The sequence below is a fragment of the Rhizobium sp. BK049 genome, assembly GCF_014193135.1.
Classification (GTDB): Bacteria; Pseudomonadota; Alphaproteobacteria; order Rhizobiales; family Rhizobiaceae; genus Rhizobium.
The window spans coordinates 33,995-52,127 of record NZ_JACHYV010000017.1 but is presented as its reverse complement, the minus strand read 5'-3'; the positions used below and the strand labels follow the sequence as shown (position 1 = coordinate 52,127).

At 61.0% G+C, this 18,133-nt stretch carries 21 protein-coding genes; 6 read left to right on the top strand and 15 right to left on the bottom strand.

Annotation, left to right across the window (positions count from 1 at the left end; genetic code table 11):
• Window positions 1–42 precede the first annotated feature (42 nt).
• Together FHT70_RS18400 and FHT70_RS18395 are read left to right on the top strand one after the other, a co-directional pair.
• Window positions 43–630 carry a DUF1214 domain-containing protein gene (locus FHT70_RS18400; RefSeq protein ID WP_183703743.1) on the top strand — a complete coding sequence of 196 codons (588 nt, stop codon included), beginning with the start codon at window positions 43–45 and terminating at the stop codon, window positions 628–630.
• Window positions 623–1,174 (top strand): DUF1254 domain-containing protein, encoded by a 552-nt coding sequence (locus FHT70_RS18395; RefSeq protein WP_097599831.1) that lies wholly within the window; start codon window positions 623–625, stop codon window positions 1,172–1,174. Before FHT70_RS18400 ends, FHT70_RS18395 begins: the two co-directional genes overlap by 8 nt.
• Before the next feature lie 52 nt (window positions 1,175–1,226).
• Here the strand turns inward: FHT70_RS18395 and FHT70_RS18390 are convergent, their stop codons facing one another.
• Together FHT70_RS18390 and FHT70_RS18385 are read right to left on the bottom strand one after the other, a co-directional pair.
• Entirely contained in the window at window positions 1,227–1,394 is a 168-nt protein-coding gene (locus FHT70_RS18390) for a hypothetical protein (protein WP_176536309.1), read from the bottom strand.
• A 349-nt stretch (window positions 1,395–1,743) separates the two neighbouring features.
• Entirely contained in the window at window positions 1,744–2,124 is a 381-nt protein-coding gene (locus tag FHT70_RS18385) for a hypothetical protein (protein WP_183703741.1), read from the bottom strand.
• A 108-nt stretch (window positions 2,125–2,232) separates the two neighbouring features.
• Between FHT70_RS18385 and FHT70_RS18380 the strand changes: the two genes are divergently transcribed.
• Window positions 2,233–3,282 carry a DUF2336 domain-containing protein gene (locus tag FHT70_RS18380; RefSeq protein ID WP_183703739.1) on the top strand — a complete coding sequence of 350 codons (1,050 nt, stop codon included), beginning with the start codon at window positions 2,233–2,235 and terminating at the stop codon, window positions 3,280–3,282.
• Between the two features lie 19 nt (window positions 3,283–3,301).
• Here FHT70_RS18380 and FHT70_RS18375 read toward each other — a convergent pair whose 3' ends face one another.
• The 4 genes from FHT70_RS18375 to FHT70_RS18360 form a co-directional block, all read right to left on the bottom strand.
• The gene (locus FHT70_RS18375) at window positions 3,302–3,646 is read right to left on the bottom strand and encodes a DUF1491 family protein (RefSeq protein ID WP_183703895.1); all 345 of its coding nucleotides are present in this window, start codon (window positions 3,644–3,646) and stop codon (window positions 3,302–3,304) included.
• A 413-nt stretch (window positions 3,647–4,059) separates the two neighbouring features.
• A complete protein-coding gene (locus FHT70_RS18370; RefSeq protein ID WP_183703892.1) occupies window positions 4,060–5,508 on the bottom strand; it encodes a methyl-accepting chemotaxis protein in 1,449 nt (482 codons plus the stop codon).
• A 108-nt stretch (window positions 5,509–5,616) separates the two neighbouring features.
• Window positions 5,617–6,570: a peptidoglycan-binding domain-containing protein gene (locus tag FHT70_RS18365; RefSeq protein WP_183703737.1), complete on the bottom strand. Its 954-nt coding sequence runs from the start codon at window positions 6,568–6,570 to the stop codon at window positions 5,617–5,619.
• The gene (locus FHT70_RS18360; protein WP_311043957.1) at window positions 6,542–8,083 is read right to left on the bottom strand and encodes a HAMP domain-containing sensor histidine kinase; all 1,542 of its coding nucleotides are present in this window, start codon (window positions 8,081–8,083) and stop codon (window positions 6,542–6,544) included. The genes FHT70_RS18365 and FHT70_RS18360 overlap by 29 nt, the downstream gene beginning before the upstream one ends.
• A 451-nt stretch (window positions 8,084–8,534) precedes the next feature.
• Between FHT70_RS18360 and FHT70_RS18355 the strand changes: the two genes are divergently transcribed.
• Both FHT70_RS18355 and FHT70_RS18350 read left to right on the top strand, forming a co-directional pair.
• Window positions 8,535–9,023 carry a DUF5330 domain-containing protein gene (locus FHT70_RS18355; RefSeq protein ID WP_097599836.1) on the top strand — a complete coding sequence of 163 codons (489 nt, stop codon included), beginning with the start codon at window positions 8,535–8,537 and terminating at the stop codon, window positions 9,021–9,023.
• Between the two features lie 496 nt (window positions 9,024–9,519).
• Window positions 9,520–9,942, top strand: coding sequence for a SufE family protein (locus tag FHT70_RS18350; protein ID WP_183703734.1), 423 nt, complete (start codon window positions 9,520–9,522; stop codon window positions 9,940–9,942).
• A 375-nt stretch (window positions 9,943–10,317) separates the two neighbouring features.
• Here FHT70_RS18350 and FHT70_RS18345 read toward each other — a convergent pair whose 3' ends face one another.
• Together FHT70_RS18345 and FHT70_RS18340 are read right to left on the bottom strand one after the other, a co-directional pair.
• On the bottom strand, window positions 10,318–10,749 hold the full coding sequence (locus FHT70_RS18345) for a MucR family transcriptional regulator (protein ID WP_010060045.1): 432 nt from the start codon (window positions 10,747–10,749) through the stop codon (window positions 10,318–10,320).
• A 457-nt stretch (window positions 10,750–11,206) separates the two neighbouring features.
• Window positions 11,207–11,422 (bottom strand): hypothetical protein, encoded by a 216-nt coding sequence (locus FHT70_RS18340; protein ID WP_085780013.1) that lies wholly within the window; start codon window positions 11,420–11,422, stop codon window positions 11,207–11,209.
• A gap of 187 nt (window positions 11,423–11,609) precedes the next feature.
• On the opposite strand from FHT70_RS18340, the gene msrB reads away from it, so the two are divergent.
• Window positions 11,610–12,023, top strand: a complete 414-nt coding sequence (gene msrB / locus FHT70_RS18335) for a peptide-methionine (R)-S-oxide reductase MsrB (protein WP_183703732.1) — start codon at window positions 11,610–11,612, stop codon at window positions 12,021–12,023.
• Between the two features lie 162 nt (window positions 12,024–12,185).
• Here msrB and ftsH read toward each other — a convergent pair whose 3' ends face one another.
• From ftsH to FHT70_RS18300, 7 genes are all read right to left on the bottom strand, one after another.
• The gene (gene ftsH, locus FHT70_RS18330; RefSeq protein WP_183703730.1) at window positions 12,186–14,021 is read right to left on the bottom strand and encodes an ATP-dependent zinc metalloprotease FtsH; all 1,836 of its coding nucleotides are present in this window, start codon (window positions 14,019–14,021) and stop codon (window positions 12,186–12,188) included.
• Between the two features lie 14 nt (window positions 14,022–14,035).
• Window positions 14,036–15,421, bottom strand: coding sequence for a DegQ family serine endoprotease (locus FHT70_RS18325; protein WP_085777479.1), 1,386 nt, complete (start codon window positions 15,419–15,421; stop codon window positions 14,036–14,038).
• A 79-nt stretch (window positions 15,422–15,500) separates the two neighbouring features.
• Window positions 15,501–15,866, bottom strand: a complete 366-nt coding sequence (locus FHT70_RS18320) for an SPW repeat protein (RefSeq protein WP_097599839.1) — start codon at window positions 15,864–15,866, stop codon at window positions 15,501–15,503.
• A gap of 30 nt (window positions 15,867–15,896) precedes the next feature.
• On the bottom strand, window positions 15,897–16,226 hold the full coding sequence (locus FHT70_RS18315; protein ID WP_183703728.1) for a DNA-directed RNA polymerase subunit omega: 330 nt from the start codon (window positions 16,224–16,226) through the stop codon (window positions 15,897–15,899).
• Window positions 16,227–16,234: 8 nt separating this feature from the next.
• Entirely contained in the window at window positions 16,235–16,978 is a 744-nt protein-coding gene (locus tag FHT70_RS18310) for an NADH dehydrogenase ubiquinone Fe-S protein 4 (RefSeq protein ID WP_183703725.1), read from the bottom strand.
• A gap of 66 nt (window positions 16,979–17,044) precedes the next feature.
• On the bottom strand, window positions 17,045–17,554 hold the full coding sequence (locus FHT70_RS18305; protein ID WP_183703722.1) for an Hsp20/alpha crystallin family protein: 510 nt from the start codon (window positions 17,552–17,554) through the stop codon (window positions 17,045–17,047).
• Between the two features lie 88 nt (window positions 17,555–17,642).
• Window positions 17,643–18,122, bottom strand: a complete 480-nt coding sequence (locus FHT70_RS18300; RefSeq protein WP_183703719.1) for an Hsp20 family protein — start codon at window positions 18,120–18,122, stop codon at window positions 17,643–17,645.
• Between the last annotated feature and the right edge of the window lie 11 nt (window positions 18,123–18,133).

Sequence of the window (18,133 nt, the reverse complement as noted above, 5' to 3'; positions counted from 1 at the left end):
AATCAGTGTTAACCCTGTCATCCCGGTTTCCAAGGTCATGACGTGTTTCGATTCCCCCTTTTCATCCTGATCACGCTGATCGTCGCCTTTGGCGGCGGGATCATGATTTCGCTTTATGCGCTGGATGCGACACAGGGTTTCGGCGCGATCAAGCTCGGCGCCTGGGAGGCTTTTCCGGCGTTGCAAACAGTCGATGCCGACCCTTACGCCAAGTCGCATCGGGCACGCGCCGGCAAGCTGCTCTACGGCAGCGCCGAGGGCCTGACCTTCACGGCGAGCGTTGACGACGAAGGCGCACGGCTGAATGCCGGCTGCCGCTACCGCCTCAGCGGACAGACGCCACCCGCCCGGCTCTGGACGCTCTTTACCGCCGACAATGGCGGCAATCCGGCGGCGGTGAAGACCGGGCTTCCGGCGGCGCTTAATTCCTGGACGGTGCTGCGCCAGCCCGACAGCAGCTTTTCGATCGAGATCTCCGCCGTCGCTCGGCCGGGCAACTGGCTGGCCTTGCCGCAGGCCGGCACCTTCCGGCTGGTGCTGACGCTGTTCGATACGCCGACCGCCGGCAGCTCCGGTGTAATCGATCTCGCCATGCCGAAACTCACCAAGACCGGGTGCGGCGATGGTTAGGATCTTCTTCGCCGTCCTGACCGGGCTTTTCGGTGCGGCGCTGCTGCATCTCGTCATCATCCTGTCCCTGCCGCATTTCACCGGCAGGGATGCGGCGACTCGTGTGGCGGCAGAGGGCGATCTCAACAATTTCTATCTGCTCGGGGAGCAGTACGACGAGGCTGGGCTTGCCAATGGCGACCCCTTCCTGCGGACCGCCGTCTGCTCCTTCGATGTCGAGGATGCGCCGGTGCATTTCACCGCCAAGGGCAATGTGCCCTTCTGGTCGATCGCCATCTACGACAGCGCCTCCAACGAGGTGTTCAGCATGAACGACCGGACATCGGTCGGCGGGGCGCTCGACGTCCTGGCGGGCGGGCCGATCCAGTTGACGGACTTGCGCAAGAACCTGCCGAGGGAACTGGACCAAGCGATCCTGGTGGAAATGGCGCGGCCGGACGGTTATGCCGTGCTACGGACGCTGGCACCGCAGGCAAGCTTCGACGAAGCAGCGCGCAACTTCCTGACGGAAGCGGGCTGCGAGCAATTCACCCCCGGCAATTAAGCGGGATGTCTGTTCTCAATTTCGGCATCACGCTCCGGGGTTGAGGAAGCGCTTACTTCTTCCGGGCGCGCGGCGCGGGCGCCGGACCATGTCTAGGCTTCTCGGCGAGCCGCTCGTAGCGGACCCCGGTGAACCAGAGGATCTTGGCTTCGAGCGGTTCCTTGTCCGGGCGACGCGGCGCCCGCGGCCGCCGATCCGCCAATGCGACTACTATTGCCATTCTCGTCTCCATGCACTGCCCGAGACGGATGAACTTGCGACGGATTTCACCCTGCCCGCCAATCTGCGGGCCGGCGCGTCCTGCGGTGCCGGCATGGAACCGAGGGCATTCGCGCCTTTCCCACGGCACCTGACTGAAATACCGTGATGCGGAGTTTCGACGATCCAAACACTCAAATCGCGTCGTTCCTGTCCGAATTGAGACACATGACAGTTAACAGTTTACTAATATTCGGTGGATGCCAAATACAGTTTCCGTAACTTCCTCTTCAACGCTTGAAGAGTCGATTTAGTTTCATGCCCCCGGTGAAAGATCGGAAGGCGGCCGGTAATATAAAATTAGAAACAATTCATATGGTTGACGGTATCTGCCAGCCGCAGGCGGTGCCGGTGTTGCAAATATGCGGCACAAAAATATTCGTTGCGGCACATCCGGATCGGCTTTGGTTTGTCCCGCATTGGCCACGCGTTTCGGGAGAGGGACCGATCGCAGTTCCCGCCACGCTCGAAATGGCTGTAGCGGCCCGATTTTCATCTTTCTCGTTGCGGCATGTTCGAATCGCGAGAACCGATCCGAAGGGAGGAACGAGCTGTTTCAGCCGCCGCACCGGCCGCGGGAACTGACGCAGCGCCCTTTCAAAACCGATCGCCTTTCCCTCGCCGGCTAACAATTCGCCGCACGTTCCGCAGGCATATTTCTGTATCATTTTAATAAAATCTTCAGCATCCATTAACCGTACCGCTGTAGGATTTGTTCATATCCGTGTGGTCCGAGAGGCGTCTCCGCCAGCGCTATCGGCCCGTGGTTTCCCTTGGTTCTGCGTTTTCAGGGTGTGCTTGTGCGTGACCGGTTTCGAGACCTGGAGGGCCCATTGGCCGTCAGGAAAAAGGACGTGGTGTTAATGGCGACGGTGAGCAGTTTCGAGAGCCTGTCTCGTCCGACACGATCCGAACTGCGCCAATTCGCCGAACTTTTCACACCGCTGTTCCAAGCTTCCTCCGAGGAGGCCAAGCGCCAGGCGGTCGCGGCCCTTTCCCAATGCGAGACCATGCCGGCAGCCGTGGCGCTGTTCATTGGCAATCAGCCGATCGAGATCGCCGCACCTTTCCTTATCGCCTCGAAGGCCATTGCCGACGACACGCTGATCACCATCGCGCGCATGCAGGGTGCGGCGCATGTCAAGGCGATCGTCAGCCGCGATTCGCTCTCACCAAAGGTCATCGACGCGCTGGTGGCGTTGCGCCAGACCCAGCCGCGCGCCGCGGCCCCCTCGGCGCCGATCGCGGAACCGGTGACCGTCCCGCTTTCGCCGGTTCAGGTGGAGAGCAACGAGGCCGAAGCGCTGGAGGAGCAGCGCGTCGCCAATGAAGAAGCCTTGCGCGGACGCATCCTCGATCTCGCCGGCCATCTCGGCCGCGATGATCAAGACAGGCTCGGCCTGCGCACCCTCACCGACGTTCAGGAGGCGCTGCTGGTGCGCTTCGCCCGGTCGCACGAGGCGACGCATTTCGCCACCGCACTTGCCGATGCGCTTTCCGCCAGCCGCTGGCTTGCCGAACGCATCATGCTCGACCTCTCCGGCCAGCAGCTCGCCACGACGCTGACGAGCCTCGGCATGGGCTTTCTCGACGCCGTCTTCGTGCTGGAACGCTTCTATCCGCATCTTGCCGAACAACAGCACAATGTGACACGCGGCTGGATGGTGCTCGATGCGCTCGATCCGGAAGAATGCCACGAAAGGGTGGAGGCCTGGCGGCGCGCCGATCGTTACACCTACAAGGCCGAGGCACCCGATTCGGACACATCTCGGAGAACAGAAACCCACCGCTTCATCCGTCAGGCGCCGGTGCAGCGCGATATGCGCGCGCTGGGGCGGCGGTCGCGTTGAGTTGAAGAAGACCTGACCCTCAGCGATCCCCCGCCAAGGGGATCATGTCCCCCAATTCCTCCGCCTCCAGCTCGACGATCCAGAGATCTGGGTCGAAGCGGCGTTCGCGATCCAGTATCGCCCGCACCGCTTCCGGCTCGCTTCGCGCGAGACGGACTTCGAACAACCGGTCTCGGATCTCGTCTTCGCCGAAGGCGGTCTGCGGCGCCGGCGCATAGAGGGTCTCCAGGCCGTCGCGGAAGTGCTGGCGAATGAAGATCGCGCCCGCCTCCTCCGCGCCCTTCTTCTCCACAGCCGCGAAATCACCACTCGCGAAGACGCGGCGCAGAAGGGAAGATATGAAGATGTCGGCGCGTAATCTCATCGGCGCGGTATAGAGCCTTTCCGAGTTAGATTGAAGCATTCTGTTGGCTCAAACGGAGTCGTATGGTCGACCGGCGGGCGCGTGTCGTAGCCCAGTTCTACGGCCAAGCCGGCCGGTCGATCAGCCGGCCCGTTTCAGCCAGCCCTCCCGCAGATTTGCCTGGCAAATCTGCAAGACTTCAGAATCGCCGGATGCACTTATCGCTTCGCCACGGCGAAGCGGTGCGGCCGGTGGGCCGGGCATCTCTAGCCAGGATCAAAGGCGATCGGCTCGGACGTACCTGGGGTATGCCCGCCGCCAATCGCCTTTGCCCTGACGAAAACCTGCTCCGGCAGAATGCTTCAATCTAGCTCGGAAAGGCTCCAAGACCGGCGCCAGCGCCGGCAATCCGCAGTCAAGCCTTGACGAATGCGTCAGACCTTGATCGCCAGCCGCAAGCCACCCCAATGGCGGCCCCTGACGGTGATCGGCGCGGAGATATCCTTCATCATCACGAAATTGCCGCCGCCCATGTCGCGGCGATAGGTCTGGACGAGGAAAGGTGCGGTGCTGCGGCCGGCGGCAAGGCCGACGCGATCGGCGAAGACGCGGCGATTGCGGCAATTGGCGGTGTTCCAGACGACGTCGCCTGGCCGCTGTGGCTGCGAAAACTTCCGGTTATGGGTCGGGAGATAACCGTTTTCGTCGACCGCCGCGCAGAAGGCGACGCGCTCGTCCAGGGCGACGACGGCCTCCTGGATCGGCGGCAGCAGACGGTCGGTGAGTTCGGTGAAGGCGGCCATCACCTGAACCGGATCGGTGCCAGGCAGCGGCCGGTAGCGCCGGTCGAAGAGGGCATCGAAACCGATCTGACCCTCGGCGACGGCGCGTTCGAATGCGCCTGATATCTGCCTTGCCACCGATTGTGCCTCTTCGATCCAGCGGCTGTCGGCGGTCTTGACGCCGGCGCTCGCCGTCAGCTGGATCAGCGTTTCCGAGAGGCCAACGACGCTGTCGACGCCTTTTGCCGCCTGCTGCAGCCTGACATTCGAATCGGCGACCTCGGCGGACATCTCGCCGAGCTTCTGGACGAAGCCGGCGCATTGCTGGTCGACCGCCTCGGTGGTGTTGGCCATGACGCTCGAACTGTCGAGAATGCGGGTGATGACATGTTCCATACTTTCGAAGGCGCCGCGCATCGCCTCCGACTTGTCGCGCACGCCGGCGGCGCTGTCGCGGGCATCACCGCCGACCGCCGACAGCCGGTCGATCTTCACCCGCAGCTCATCCAGCGTGTCCTGAATGGAGCCGGTCGCCTTCGACGTCTGCAGCGAAAGTGCGCGCACTTCGGCGGCAACCACGGCGAAACCCTTTCCTGCATCGCCGGCGCGCGCCGCCTCGATCGCGGCGTTCAGCGCCAGAAGGTTGGTCTGGCGGGCTATGGTGCCGATCTCCTCGGCAATCTTGTCGACATCCGCAAGCGATTTCGAGAAGCCGGCGATTTCGGCGCCGATGACGTTAGAAGCCTGAACCATATGGCCGATCTCGGCAACGGAGCCGGACAAGCGGTCGGCCGATTCCTTGAGCATCTGGCGGGCTTCGGCCGCCGTGCGGTCGGTCTCGCGCAGCGACAGGGCGACCGAGCGATTGGTCTCGGCAATCGAAAGTGCGGTGCTAGTGACATGATCGAAGGCGGAGGCGTGGCGCGCCGACATCGCCGCCATGTCCTGGATGGCGCCGGCAATATCGACGAGATCGATGCCAAGTGTGGAGGCTTCTTCAGCAAGGCGCTGCAGGATGTGGCGCAATGCCTCGCGATCCGGGCTTTCCGCTTTGGCCGCCGGTTCTCCGGCCAGATCGTCTATCGCCTTCAGCGCATGCATGACCGACATTCCCCCGCCGCAATGGGCAAAGCTTCGGACAACATGGTTAACAAGTTGCAAACGGTGCAAGGGTCTTAGACTTAGGTTGTAATCTATGGCGCGAACGCCTTAGATCGCACCGATTTCCTTCAACTTCTTCAGCACCGCTTCGTTCGGTTCGCCGTTTTCGGGGAGGTTATAGTGCTTTTGGAAATGGCGGATGGCGGCGCGGGTCTGCTCGCCCGCCACACCGTCGACGCCGACATTGGCATAGGCCATGTTGGAAAGACCCTTCTGGATTTTCAGCACCAGGTCGACGGTGGCGAGCTCGCTCGATGGAAGCTGCTTTGCGGCTGACGGAGCCGTCTTGACGGTCTTTTCGGCGCTGCGGATCGCGGCAGCCACCGGGTCTTCCGCCGCCGCCTTCGAGGTGACATCCTCAGGCGGTTTTTCCACAGGCACAGTCGAGGGGCCGGCAGCGTCGGTTCTCAGCGCGGCCAGCACCTCCGGCGTCGCTTCCCCAGTCTGGGCCATGCCGACGGTCTCCTGGAAAAACAGGATGGCGGCGCTGGTGCGGGGACCGATGATGCCGTCGGCGGTGCCGTTATAGAGGCCGCGACGCACCAGCTGCTGCTGGATGTCCATGACGAGCTGGCTCGGCTGCTGAGCGGCTGCGGCCGGCGCCGGCGTCCCGCTGGTGGTGGCGGCATCCTCCGGCCGTTCGATCCGGAAGGTGGTGACGTCAGCCGGCTGTTCGTCGGTTGGACGGCGCGCACCGAGCACATTGGGAGACTGCGGGTCGCGGGTGCGGAAAATCGGGTGCGGATGCAGGCCAGGCTGATACCAGAGCGCGTTGGCCGCAACGAAGGAGAAGATGACGAAGAAGGCGATCGTGCCGCCGGCGACCGACGGATTACGGCCGATGACGCCGCCGAGCGCGGACGCCCCCTGCAGCCCTAGACCACCCAGCGCGGAGGCTCCCTGCAGGCCGAGCCCCCCGAGAGCGGCCGCACCGGACACGACAAGGCCCGGCTGCTGCCGTCGCTTCTTTCCCTTAGGCGATTTTCGCTTGCGCGCGGCCATCGAAAAGCCCCTCTTCCAATTCTGCTCCGGTGCCGACCGCGTCCTTCAGCCGCGGCGGAAATTCGACGGTCGCGCCATGGCCGGCATTTTCGGCGCGCCGGGCGCCCGAGCCATCCACCGCGATCTCAACGGTGATGATCGTACCTTCGCCCGGCTGGCTGGCAATGGCAAAATTGCCGCCATGCAGCGCCACTAACCCCTTGACCAACGAGAGGCCGAGACCGCTGCCCTCGAAGCGGCGGGTGTAATCGTTCTGAATCTGGACGAAAGGTTGGCCGAGCATCGCCAGCTTATCGGCGGCAATGCCGATGCCGGTATCGCTGACCGTCAGCTTCAGAATGCCGTCACGCGCCGCCGCATCGACCGAGACGACGCCGCCGGCTTCGGTGAATTTCACGGCATTGCCGACGAGATTGATGAGGATCTGCTGGATGGCGCGCTGATCGGCGACGATCTCGCCAAGCCCGCGCTGAATCCGGCTCGTCAGCGTGACGCCCTTGGTCTTGGCTTGCAAAGCCAGCATCGATTCGCAGGATCTGACGGAGCTTGAGATATCGAAGGCATCGAGAATCAGCTCGTAGCGCCCCGCTTCGATCTTGCTCATGTCGAGCATGGTATTGACGACGGAGAGCAGATGCGCGCCGGATTCGCGGACGAGCCCGACATATTCACGCTGGCGGTCGTTTTCGAACTTCCCGAAATATTCGCCGATCAGAATATCGGAGAAGCCGAGGATGGCATTCAGCGGCGTGCGCAGTTCGTGGCTGACCGCGGCGAGGAAGCGCGACTTGGCATCATTTGCCGACTCGGCGTCGGCCGCACGGTTCTGGGCTTCGGCCCGCAGCTGCTGCTCGACGGAGACATCGCGTAGCTGGGCGATGACGGCGGCAAGCTCGCCATCGGCATCACGGCGCGCCGTCATGTCCATTCTCAAATAGGCGAACTGGCGCTGATCGCGCGAGACCGAAGGCCGGTCGAGGCGCAGATCGACGCTTGCGGCATCTTCGCCGCGCCTGAGCTCATCGAGGGCCTGCAAGAACAGGATACGGTCTGAGACATGCACCTGCTCCAGGAAGCCCCTGCCCTTCGGATCGCGCATCCAGGCAAGGAAATCGCGCCGGTCGCGGCCGCCGATGGTGGCGACGCCGCCGTGCGGATCCAGGAAGAAGACGAGGCCGGGGGTGACCGCGAGGAAGAAATCCTCGGCCGACTGTGCGGCAATGCCGGCGGACGAGCCCTGGCGGGCCAGCGCGATGCTGCCGACGGCGGAAAAGAGAAAGGCGGCGCAGACCATGGCGACGCCGGCCGGCAGCGCGACGGCCGGACTGGTGACCGCCGAAAGACCGACAGGCGCGGCGACGAGAGCGGCCGAGGAGAGCAGCACGAGGCGGCGCAGAATCGCAAGCTCGCGCTGGCGCACGGCTTCGCCGCCGCCCGTCCGGGAAAGCCAGCTTGTCGCCGCCCGGTCTACGAGGGTCGTCACCCAGCCGCCAATGTCACTCAATACTCGCACGCAATACCCGCCCAAAGAGGCTGTCTGTCGATCCGGACAATAGGCCGCCGCGACTTAAGGAAAGGATAAGGCAAAGGCGCTGTTCACAGCCAGAAAGAGCAGAAATTCCCATTTTGGAGCATCCGAGAGCTCCTTTGCTTTTTGTGGTTAATGGCCGGTAAGCGGCGGATTTCCTTCATATTTCAGCATCGCGTTAACTCCTGTGGCAAGGCGAACCGGCAAAAGCCCTGCAATTGCAAGCAGGTGCCGCCCTGATACTTAACGACAATCGCTCGCATTCGACTTAAATGCGGCTCAAATGCACTTCGCTAAAATTTGAATTAAATTTGCCGCAAATGCGCACGAGTTTCGAAAAGTGGCATTCGCAACTTGCCGATATGGTGAAAGCACACCGGACAACCGGCCTGATTCGGCGATAGAACCGGACGGGAAAACAGGATGGGCAACGACAATGTGGTTTCTGATCAAAGGATCCTTCTGGTTTGGCCTTGTGCTCGTGCTTCTTTCCGTCTTCAGCACGGAGGGATCCGACAAGCTCGCCGGCGGCCCGCAATTGCAGCTCTCCGATGCATTCACGGCTGCGAGCGGCGCCTATGACTATCTCACTGGCATGTGCTCGGAAAAGCCGGAGGTCTGCGCCAAAGGCGCCGAGACCCTGACGGCGCTCGGCTACCGGGCCCGTGAGGGCGCCCGCGTCGCTTACGAACTTCTCGACAGCCAATTCACGGACGAACCGACGACGACCGCAAGCCCCGCCGAACCGGCAAACCGGGTGGCAGCCGCCGCACCCTCGCTCGCCTCTCCTTCCGTTCAGGAGAAGGCACGCGAGGCAAAGGCTGCGCTCAACCAGCCGATGCCTTACCGTCCGCCGGTCGACGATGAAGCCGCGACCGTAGTAACCGGCGCGATCCCGCTGCCGACGCCGAAGCCGGCGATCTGACGAAATTGCGCGAGCAATCGGCCCGGCGCGCATGAGCAACATTCGGAGGCGAGACCGCTTCTCAATTGAATTCTAAAGCGCGGTGCGATCTTTGAGATTTGCCTGCCGCGCTTTAGGTCCTTGGTTTACCGCATGTCTTTCACGCAAAACCGCTGCACACTTTTGCGCGACATGCTTTAGAGCTTGCATCAGTGGTCCGCATGACGCGGAAATGCCCCATGCCTGACGTGCCTGCCCTGTTTAATTCAGCAGATTGCTGCGCCGTGAGGATGCCCATCCCTCACGGCGTTTCTTTTGAGAGCATGTCGCACAATAATGTGCGGTGGTTTTCGATAACGACGTGCGTAAAATAAAAGCCGGAGCGCGGCATCGGCAAGACGACGCGCTTTAGCGGTTCAAATCTGTCGGTCTATCACCTATATGCAGTCCTAGAGCATGTCCGGACGCAAAATTGCCGTGTCGTTTTGCCAGCATGCCAAAAGGTGAAAGGCTTTTTATGGCATCCCTCGACCAGATCATCGATGACTTCGCCTTCCTGGACGATTGGGAAGACCGCTACCGCTATGTCATCGAACTGGGCAAGGCGCTGCCCGAGCTCGCCGAGGAAAAACGCACCTCGGAGAACAAGGTGATGGGTTGCGCCAGCCAGGTGTGGCTGGTGACGCATACGTCGGGCGATCCGGAAAACCCAATCATGAGTTTCGAAGGCGATTCCGACGCGCATATCGTGCGCGGCCTCGTCGCCATCGTACTTGCCACCTATTCCGGCAAGCCGGCTTCCGAGATCGCTGCTCTCGATGCCTTCGAGATCTTCTCGAAGATCGGCTTGGTGGAGAACCTGTCGTCGCAACGCTCGAACGGGCTGCGCTCGATGGTGAAGCGAATCCGGGATGAGGCGAAAGTCCGCGCCGCGGCCTGAACGCGATCGATTCGGTCGGTCAGCGCGGCCGATTGCGCATTTGCGGAGACGGCCAATCGACTATATTAACACTTCCTTATAGTATAGGAATACATTCTACGCCACCCTCCCAAGCGTAAGAGAGGCTTCCTGATAATATCCCGTCTCCCCCGCGCATGATTTGCGACAGCGGCGGAATAGTCAGGGAGATTATTATCCTCATTCAGAACAGGATGAACTCTGGGCCGTTTGCACTAAAGTCCGAATCCTGCTTTCATTTAACAGGCCCGGACAGACCGCGCCCGGAAACGCATCCGGTTTTCAGCATCATGTTTGCGGTACAGACAGAAAAGCCGGGCACAAGACCCGGCTTTTGTCGTTGACTGCTTCGAAAGCTCAGCCGCGGCCGCGCTTGCGGCGCTGACCCAGGCCCATCTCCTTCGCCAGGCGCGAACGCGCTTCGGCATAGGCGGGCGCTACCATCGGGTAGTCGGTCGGCAGGTCCCATTTCTCACGGTATTCTTCCGGCGAGAGACTGTGATGCGTCATGAGGTGACGCTTGAGGGACTTGAAGTTGCCGCCGCATTCCAGGCACGTAATCTGCTCGTCCTGTACGGACTTGCGGACAGAGACTGCAGGCTTCTGCTTTTCGACGACAGCCGCAGCGGGCTGCGGTACGGACGTGTTGCTCAGTGCCGAATGCACGTCGGAAATCAGATTTGCCAGGTCGCTGACCGGGACAACATGGTTGCTGACATAAGCCGCGACGATGTCGGCCGTCAGTTCCACAAGCAGCTCCGGCCCATTGCCGGTCGCCATATCCGTCATATTTTTTCTCCTGTTAGCATGCTCAAACGATCTTTGACTGTCACGCCAAAGACCCGCCTCGTAGAAGCGAACAGCAAAAGCACAGGAAGCAATCTTCTGTTTCGAAAAACGTGAAATCCACCCCTAGATTCCGAAGTCCGAGACCTGTTCTTATACTGCCTGACCGAAAACCACTACCGTCTTGCTCCAGGCGATGGCCCCAGTTAGACATTGAAAAATCAAAACTGAGGGACTTGGAAGCAGTACGATTGTAATTCACAATCAGAATTCTACTTGCATTTTCAAATACCATCGTTTGGCCGAAAGGCCAATTATTATTTGTCGTTTTTCTTGAGAAAAAATGGCTGAGGAAGAATTATAGGACTTTAGGCCAAGCTTTACTCACAGCTTCCTGTGCATAAGTTCGGCGTAAAACAGGTTAAGACGCCAATAGCACGGGTTCAGAGAGTTGCCGTGATCAGGCCAGAGAGCGGGAGAGACGCGTCAGCAGCCGGACGACCGAACCGTGCAGGATAAAGAGCAGAAGCGTCAGCGGCCAGAGCAGGCAGGCGACAAGTCCGGCGAGACGATGAAACGTCAAACCGGCATGATTCGCCCAGCCCTCCAGCAGCGTGACCGTCATGGCGGTCACGGTCACGAGGCCGTAGAGCAGGACGATTGCAGCTTCAAACACCAATGGCTCCTCAATGTACGTAACATTAACCCTAACAGAAAACCCTTAATAGATGTAAAAGCAGACGTCTTCCCTGATAGCTGGATGCCGCGATTCCCGCGGCCCGGCGCCGGAGGCTTGATGAAACAAGGACGGCGCACCACATTTCTGGCGAAACGGAACCGCCCTTCGGCGAAAGGAGCACGTCATGTCCGAAACTGCAACCACCGCCAAGACCTATAAGTCAGACGCCGAATGGAAAGAGCAGCTCACGCCCGAGCAATACCGCATTACCCGCCAGCACGGCACCGAACGCGCCTTCACCGGCCCCTACTGGGATTCCTTCGAGACGGGGCTCTACCGCTGCGTCGGCTGCAACGCGCCGCTTTTCCGCTCTGACACGAAATTCGACGCCGGCTGCGGCTGGCCGAGTTATTTCGAAGCGGTTTCTCCCGATGCTGTGACCGAGCATCGCGACACGAGCTACGGTATGGTGCGGACCGAAATCCGCTGCGGCACCTGCGACGCCCACCTCGGCCACGTCTTTCCCGACGGCCCGCCGCCGACCGGCCTGCGCTACTGCATCAACGGCCACGCCATGGTATTCGAGCCAGGGGAATAACGCCGAGCCATGATCGGCTCGATCAAAGCACTCCAGGCGGCATAGGTCGCCGCGGCGAATTAAGTTCCGGAGGCCACCTGAGTCCGGCAAAGGCCGCGCCGGCCTACGACGTCTCGGCCGCAATTGTCACCTTCTCCGCGGCCGATTGATCGTGTCGCCCACTCAAGTGGGCTGATCCGCCGCTTCGACCCTGACCAGAAGGGACCGCAAGTCGGTCTCATTTAGAGTCTCTTTTTCGAGGAGAAGCCGCGCCGCCCGTTCCAGCATGCTTTTGCGTTTCCGAAGCAATTCCACCGCCCTGCCGAACGTCTCGTCGACAATCCGTCGGACCTCTTCGTCGACCGCTGCGGCGGTTTCGTCGGAATATTCATGCTCCTGTGGTCCGTAGAAGGGCTGGTCTGTCGCAAGGAATGAGCGCCGGTCCTTCTCAAGCGCGACGTGCCCCAGCTTTTCCGTCATGCCGTAGCGGGTAACCATGGCGCGGGCGATATCCGTGACCTTGACGAGGTCGTCGGCCGCACCCGTGGACAAACGGCCATAGATGATCCATTCAGCCGCGCGTCCGCCGAGCAAGACCGCCATCTTGTTCTCGAGCTCCTCGCGGGTCATCAGAAATCTATCCTCCGTTGGCCGCTGAATCGTATAGCCGAGCGCGCCAATGCCGCGCGGGATGATCGAGACCTTGTGGACAGGATCGACACCAGGCAATGCCATCGCAACCAGTGCATGGCCCATCTCGTGATGGGCGACAATCTCCCGCTCCTTGGGATTGAGCAGCCGGTTGCGCTTTTCGAGACCTGCGACAATGCGTTCTACCGCGTTGTTAAAATCCTCCATACTGACAGCATCGGCTTTCCGGCGCGTGGCGAGCAGCGTTGCCTCGTTCGCGAGATTAGCAAGGTCGGCACCCGTAAACCCTGGTGTCAGCGCGGCAATCTGCTCGATGTCGACTTCCGGCGCCAGCTTCGACTTCTTCAGATGCACGTTGAGGATCTCGATGCGTCCGGCCTTGTCAGGGCGGTCGACCAGCACCTGGCGATCGAAGCGGCCGGCCCTGAGGAGGGCGGGATCGAGGATTTCCGGCCGGTTTGTGGCGGCAAGCAATACCAGCCCCGTAGACGAGTCGAAGCCGTCGAGCTCCACGAGCAGCTGGTTGAGAGTCTGCTCCTTTTCGTCATGACCGCCCGCCATCGGACCGATGCCGCGGGCGCGGCCGAGTGCATCGAGCTCATCGATGAAGATGATGGCCGGCGCCTTGGCGCGCGCCTGTTCAAAGAGATCGCGGACGCGCGCAGCACCGACGCCGACGAACATCTCGACAAATTCGGAGCCGGAAATCGAGAAAAATGGTACACCGGCCTCCCCTGCGACTGCGCGCGCCAGCAGGGTCTTGCCGGTACCAGGTGGGCCGACGAGCAGCACCCCTTTCGGCATCCGGCCACCCAGCCGGCCGTAACCTGCCGGATCCTTGAGGAAGTCGACGATTTCCTTGAGCTCCTCCTTGGCTTCGTCGACCCCGGCCACATCCTTGAACGTCACGCCGGTGTCAGACTGGACATAAATTCGTGCCTTGCTCTTGCCGATCTGCATGAGGCCGCCGCCAATCCCGCCACCCATGCGCCTCAGCACGAACATCCAGATGCCGACGAAGAGCGCCACGGGAATAAGCCACGAAAGAAGATCACGCAGGAAGGTGCTTTCGATCTGACCGGTTACGATCACCCCATGGCTCTGAAGCTGCTGGGCGAGGCTGGGCTCCACACGCGTCGTCAGAAAAAAGGCCCGGCCGTTCTGCGGCTCCTTGTAGCGCCCCTGGATAAAGTTGTCGGAGACGGCGACTTCGGCGACCTTGCCGTCCCGGAGGTCCGTTTCGAACTGGCTGTAAGAGATCCCTGCAACTTGCGTCGTCGTCGCAAAAAGATACTGGATTGCCACGAGGACGAAGAAGGCGGCGATCCAATATCCGATGTTGAACTTTGTCTTGCTGTTCATAGCCATGAGGCCGCTCCCGGCTAGCGGATGACCAGCAGCAGCCGGCCGCCATCGCGGATCAGTTCGAGGGCGACTATAGCTGGTTTTTCGGCAATCGTCCGTCGCAAGTCGGCGATGGAAGCAACGGGAACGCGGTTTATCGCAACGATTAAGTCGCCGGCCCGAATACCGGCGCGAGCCGCGGTGCTGCCGGGAGCCACATTCTCTATCAGCACGCCGGAGACGCCCCCATCCCGCAATCCCCCTTTAGGGGCGTCCCGCATGCTGGCACCCTCCAGCGCCGTGCCGGACAGATCTGCAGGAGAGTGGTCTTCGGCAGCGATGGTGGCAGCAATCACCCTCTCGTCATCGCCACGCTTCACAGTCAAGCGGACGTTGCTGCCCGCCGGCGTAAGGCCGATCCGATTCCTGAGGTCAGTCGCGCCATGAACGGGACGCCCGTCGATCGCCGTCACCACATCGCCGGTCTTTAGTCCGGCCTGCTCGGCCGACGAGCCAGGCTCGACATTGGCAATCAGGGCGCCCCGCAAATCGCCAAGTCTTAGTGCCTCAGCCAGGTCGGGCGTTATATTCTGGATACCGATGCCGAGCCTGCCACGTCGCACTTCCCTATGGGCAATCAATTGATTCATCACCGTCACCGCCATATTGCTTGGAACGGCAAATCCGATGCCGACATTGGCGCCGGCGGGGCTGAGGATCGCTGTATTGACCCCGATCAGCTTGCCATCGAGCGTTACCAGGGCGCCCCCGGAATTTCCCGGATTGATCGAGGCATCCGTCTGAATGAAGTCCTCATAGCCTTCGATGTTCAAGCCGCTGCGTCCGAGGGCGCTGACGATGCCCGACGTAACCGTTTGACCGAGCCCGAAAGGATTCCCGATCGCAACGACATAGTCGCCCACCTTGAGGGCGTCGGAATCGCCGACCTGGATCGCCACAAGATTTTTTGCGTCGATCTGGAGCAGCGCGATATCGGTTTCCTTGTCACTGCCGATGAGTTTTGCCGGGAACTGACGCCCATCCTTCAGCGTGACGGAAATCTCCGTCCCGCCATCCACGACATGATGATTGGTGAGCACATAGCCTTTCGCAGCGTCGATGATGACCCCAGAACCGGCACTCATCCTACCCCGCCGTTGCTGCTCCGGCACATCAAAGAAGTGGCGGAAGTTCGGATCGCTGTAGAGAGGATTGTTTTCGGCTGGTGACCGCGAGACGACAGCGATATTAACGACGGCTGGGGTGATATGATCGAGCATCGGCGCTAAGCTTGGCAAGCTGGCAGCCGAAGGTACAGGCGCCGCTGTCTGTGCAATGACGGGGGTGACGGTGATCAGGACGGCTCCGGCGGCGATAGCTGCGGAAACGGCGATCGTGCGGAGCCTCGGGGCTAAATCGAACATCGGTTTGATCCTCGACTCTCCTCGTTTGAAACTTGAATTCGGAAGAACGGGCCCGGCGGCCGGACCCGTTCTGAGTCGCTTATACGGTCGACAGCGGATGGTTATGGCTGAACCAGATGCTGCCGGCGGCCACTACGGCGACCACAACACCCACAATCAGATGCACCCACATCGCCGCTGTCACGGCCGCAAAGCCCAGCACCCACGGTGCGACGACCGCCCATACGCCCAGGACAAGATTGACCCATTCCTCCACCTCATAGAAGGCGTAGAGAGCCGCTGCGGCGATCAGGGCGATGGCAGCGCCGACGATCCAGGCATTCCATGCGGCGCCGCTCTCGGCTGCGAAGCCGAGCAGCCATGGTGAGATCAGAAGAGCAAGACCGGCAACGATATTGACGATATCGAGAGCCGTCCGGTTGTTCGAATTCAGGGACTTCAGCATCGTTCATTTCTCCTCATCTGTTGTTTGACATCATCGATCGACCGCCTCATGCGATGAGGCGACGGGTGCGGCGGCAGTGCTTGATAGGCCGTCGCCGCGAAGCTCGATTTTCGTGGGTGCAGGTGGTGGCAAAAAGCATGCGCCTGCTTGCGATGCGAACAGAAATGGCGCCATCTCGTCGTCGGCGAACGCACCGCAAGCAATCTCCTGCAATGCCATCTCGCTCGCGCTTGCGCACCGCGGATCAAGCCTTGGTTTGGCACCCCGCCTTAGTGCGCGGGTGCGGGCTGCTGCCGCGAGCGACAAAGCGAACCTGTTCGGAAGAATGTTCTGGCAATCGAAAACGATATGCGGATCCATGACCCACCTCATGCAGCTTCCCGATTGGCCACAGGATGTGTTTGCGCGCTCTCGACATCCCGCTCGAGGGCAAGCAGGGCCTGCTCGACCTCATGGAGACGCGACGACCGGTCGTTCTCCGGCATGCCTTCGTTTGTTGCCTGGTCGAGAAGATATTCCGTCCAAGCCCAATCCATAAGGATCGAGCGCTTCGCTTGCAGCGAAAGGGAGGGATCAACAACGATGTCCATCGGCGACGACCACGTCGCCGGACCGGAAGAATCTCCTCGACTTGTCGCACCGTCCATGGCCTGCCCGTAGCTCTCGCTCAGCGGGGCAAGGCCAAGCCGGTCCAGTGTCGCGTCAGCGAAAGCATGCGACATTTTTTCGGTTCGGCGGCCGGTCATACGCTTTGCCGTAGCAGCAGCAGGCCGTTGCACGACATAAGTCAGACCGTGACGCTCGGCGTACCGGATGGCGGATTGCAGCGTGGGAAATTCGAGTTCCACCTGCGTCAGCATATCGCGATCACCCGTGTAACCCATCAAAGGTTCGATGAATGGGGCGCTGCTGCGCTCGAAGACGAGCCGCCAGCCCTTCGTTCGCGCTTTGCCCGACGTCGCAACGGAGCGGCACGGTTTGAAGATACGGGCAACGGCATTTTCGGGAAACAGTGATTGTCCGAACGAAAGTTTGCTCCGTTCGTTATCGTTCGACGCGCAGATAGTGTCAGATATTGGGGTTTTCCGATGTGTGTCTCTTGCGGTCTCCATGGTTCTATCCCTCCCTATCGGCGAAGGATGAGCGGCGGCCGGCCAGGTGGCCGGCCGCCGCGCTCGTCAGCTTCTGATGGCGATGCGCTTGACCTGTGACTGCGCCTTTTCAGTCTTTGGCAGAGTGACAGTCAGAACGCCGTTCTTGAAGGTGGCGTCGACCTGGTCTTCCTTGACCTCGGTGCCGAGCGGGATGCGTCGTTCGAAGCGGCCGTAGTAGCGCTCCGAAAACTGCTTCTCCTTGTCTTCCGTTTCCGAACGCTTCTCACCCTTCAGCGTGAGCACGCCGTCATTGAGAAAGACCTCGATGTCCTTTTCTTCAAGACCGGGTACTTCGGCCGTAACCTTGATTTGCTTCTCAGTGTCCGAAATCTCGACACTCGGCCAGCCTGCACCGAAGCCGCCGGCGCCGCGATGTGACGGCAGGCCGGGGCCAAAGCCGCGAAAAACGTCGTCGAACAGCCGGTTGACCTCGCGGTGAAGCGACAGGAAAGGATCGCGGTCGTCGTCGCGAAGGAGACTCGGCATCTGATTGCCGTTGTTGCGGCCCCAGGGAATCAAATCACGAACACTCATGGCTTTACTCCTTTCTGGTGGTTCTTCGGCATTCCGGTGGGCGCCAGACGACGTCTGGCGCCACGTCTGCTCCCTGCTATTGGAACGCTTAGGCCGCCACCTGTTTCTCACCTTCGATCTGCTTTGTCTCAGCCTTGGGCAGCACCCCGTCGGCCTTGATCTCGATCTGGCGCGGCTTCATCTCTTCGGGAATTTCGTGCTTGAGATCGATGGTCAGCAGACCGTTGACCAGACCGGCGTCGACAACCTTGACATGATCGGCCAGTTCGAACCGACGCTGGAACGAGCGTCCGGCAATGCCACGATGCAGATATTGAGCATCTTCGCTGTCTGCCTTCTGCCCTGATACCATCAGCATGTTCTGCTCTTGGGTGATTGCCAGCTCGTCCTGCGAGAAGCCCGCCACTGCCATGGCAATGCGGTAGTCGTTCTCGCCGGTCTTGACGATATCGTAGGGCGGCCAGTTGTCGATTGTCTCGGCGCGGCCTGCAGCCTCAAGCGCGTTCAACATTCGCTCAAAGCCGATGCTCGACCGGAACAGGGGAGAGAAATCGAGGTTTGTCCTCATAGCCATATCCT

What these genes read in the sequence shown, in the direction of transcription:
- FHT70_RS18395 (WP_097599831.1), top strand. Translation starts at nt 623, where the DNA reads ATGGTTAGGATCTTCTTCGCCGTCCTGACCGGGCTTTTCGGTGCGGCG.
- FHT70_RS18390 (WP_176536309.1), bottom strand. Translation starts at nt 1,394, where the DNA reads ATGGCAATAGTAGTCGCATTGGCGGATCGGCGGCCGCGGGCGCCGCGT.
- FHT70_RS18385 (WP_183703741.1), bottom strand. Translation starts at nt 2,124, where the DNA reads ATGGATGCTGAAGATTTTATTAAAATGATACAGAAATATGCCTGCGGA.
- FHT70_RS18375 (WP_183703895.1), bottom strand. Translation starts at nt 3,646, where the DNA reads ATGAGATTACGCGCCGACATCTTCATATCTTCCCTTCTGCGCCGCGTC.
- FHT70_RS18370 (WP_183703892.1), bottom strand. Translation starts at nt 5,508, where the DNA reads ATGCATGCGCTGAAGGCGATAGACGATCTGGCCGGAGAACCGGCGGCC.
- FHT70_RS18365 (WP_183703737.1), bottom strand. Translation starts at nt 6,570, where the DNA reads ATGGCCGCGCGCAAGCGAAAATCGCCTAAGGGAAAGAAGCGACGGCAG.
- FHT70_RS18355 (WP_097599836.1), top strand. Translation starts at nt 8,535, where the DNA reads ATGTGGTTTCTGATCAAAGGATCCTTCTGGTTTGGCCTTGTGCTCGTG.
- FHT70_RS18350 (WP_183703734.1), top strand. Translation starts at nt 9,520, where the DNA reads ATGGCATCCCTCGACCAGATCATCGATGACTTCGCCTTCCTGGACGAT.
- FHT70_RS18345 (WP_010060045.1), bottom strand. Translation starts at nt 10,749, where the DNA reads ATGACGGATATGGCGACCGGCAATGGGCCGGAGCTGCTTGTGGAACTG.
- msrB (WP_183703732.1), top strand. Translation starts at nt 11,610, where the DNA reads ATGTCCGAAACTGCAACCACCGCCAAGACCTATAAGTCAGACGCCGAA.
- ftsH (WP_183703730.1), bottom strand. Translation starts at nt 14,021, where the DNA reads ATGGCTATGAACAGCAAGACAAAGTTCAACATCGGATATTGGATCGCC.
- FHT70_RS18325 (WP_085777479.1), bottom strand. Translation starts at nt 15,421, where the DNA reads ATGTTCGATTTAGCCCCGAGGCTCCGCACGATCGCCGTTTCCGCAGCT.
- FHT70_RS18320 (WP_097599839.1), bottom strand. Translation starts at nt 15,866, where the DNA reads ATGCTGAAGTCCCTGAATTCGAACAACCGGACGGCTCTCGATATCGTC.
- FHT70_RS18315 (WP_183703728.1), bottom strand. Translation starts at nt 16,226, where the DNA reads ATGGATCCGCATATCGTTTTCGATTGCCAGAACATTCTTCCGAACAGG.
- FHT70_RS18310 (WP_183703725.1), bottom strand. Translation starts at nt 16,978, where the DNA reads ATGGAGACCGCAAGAGACACACATCGGAAAACCCCAATATCTGACACT.
- FHT70_RS18305 (WP_183703722.1), bottom strand. Translation starts at nt 17,554, where the DNA reads ATGAGTGTTCGTGATTTGATTCCCTGGGGCCGCAACAACGGCAATCAG.
- FHT70_RS18300 (WP_183703719.1), bottom strand. Translation starts at nt 18,122, where the DNA reads ATGAGGACAAACCTCGATTTCTCTCCCCTGTTCCGGTCGAGCATCGGC.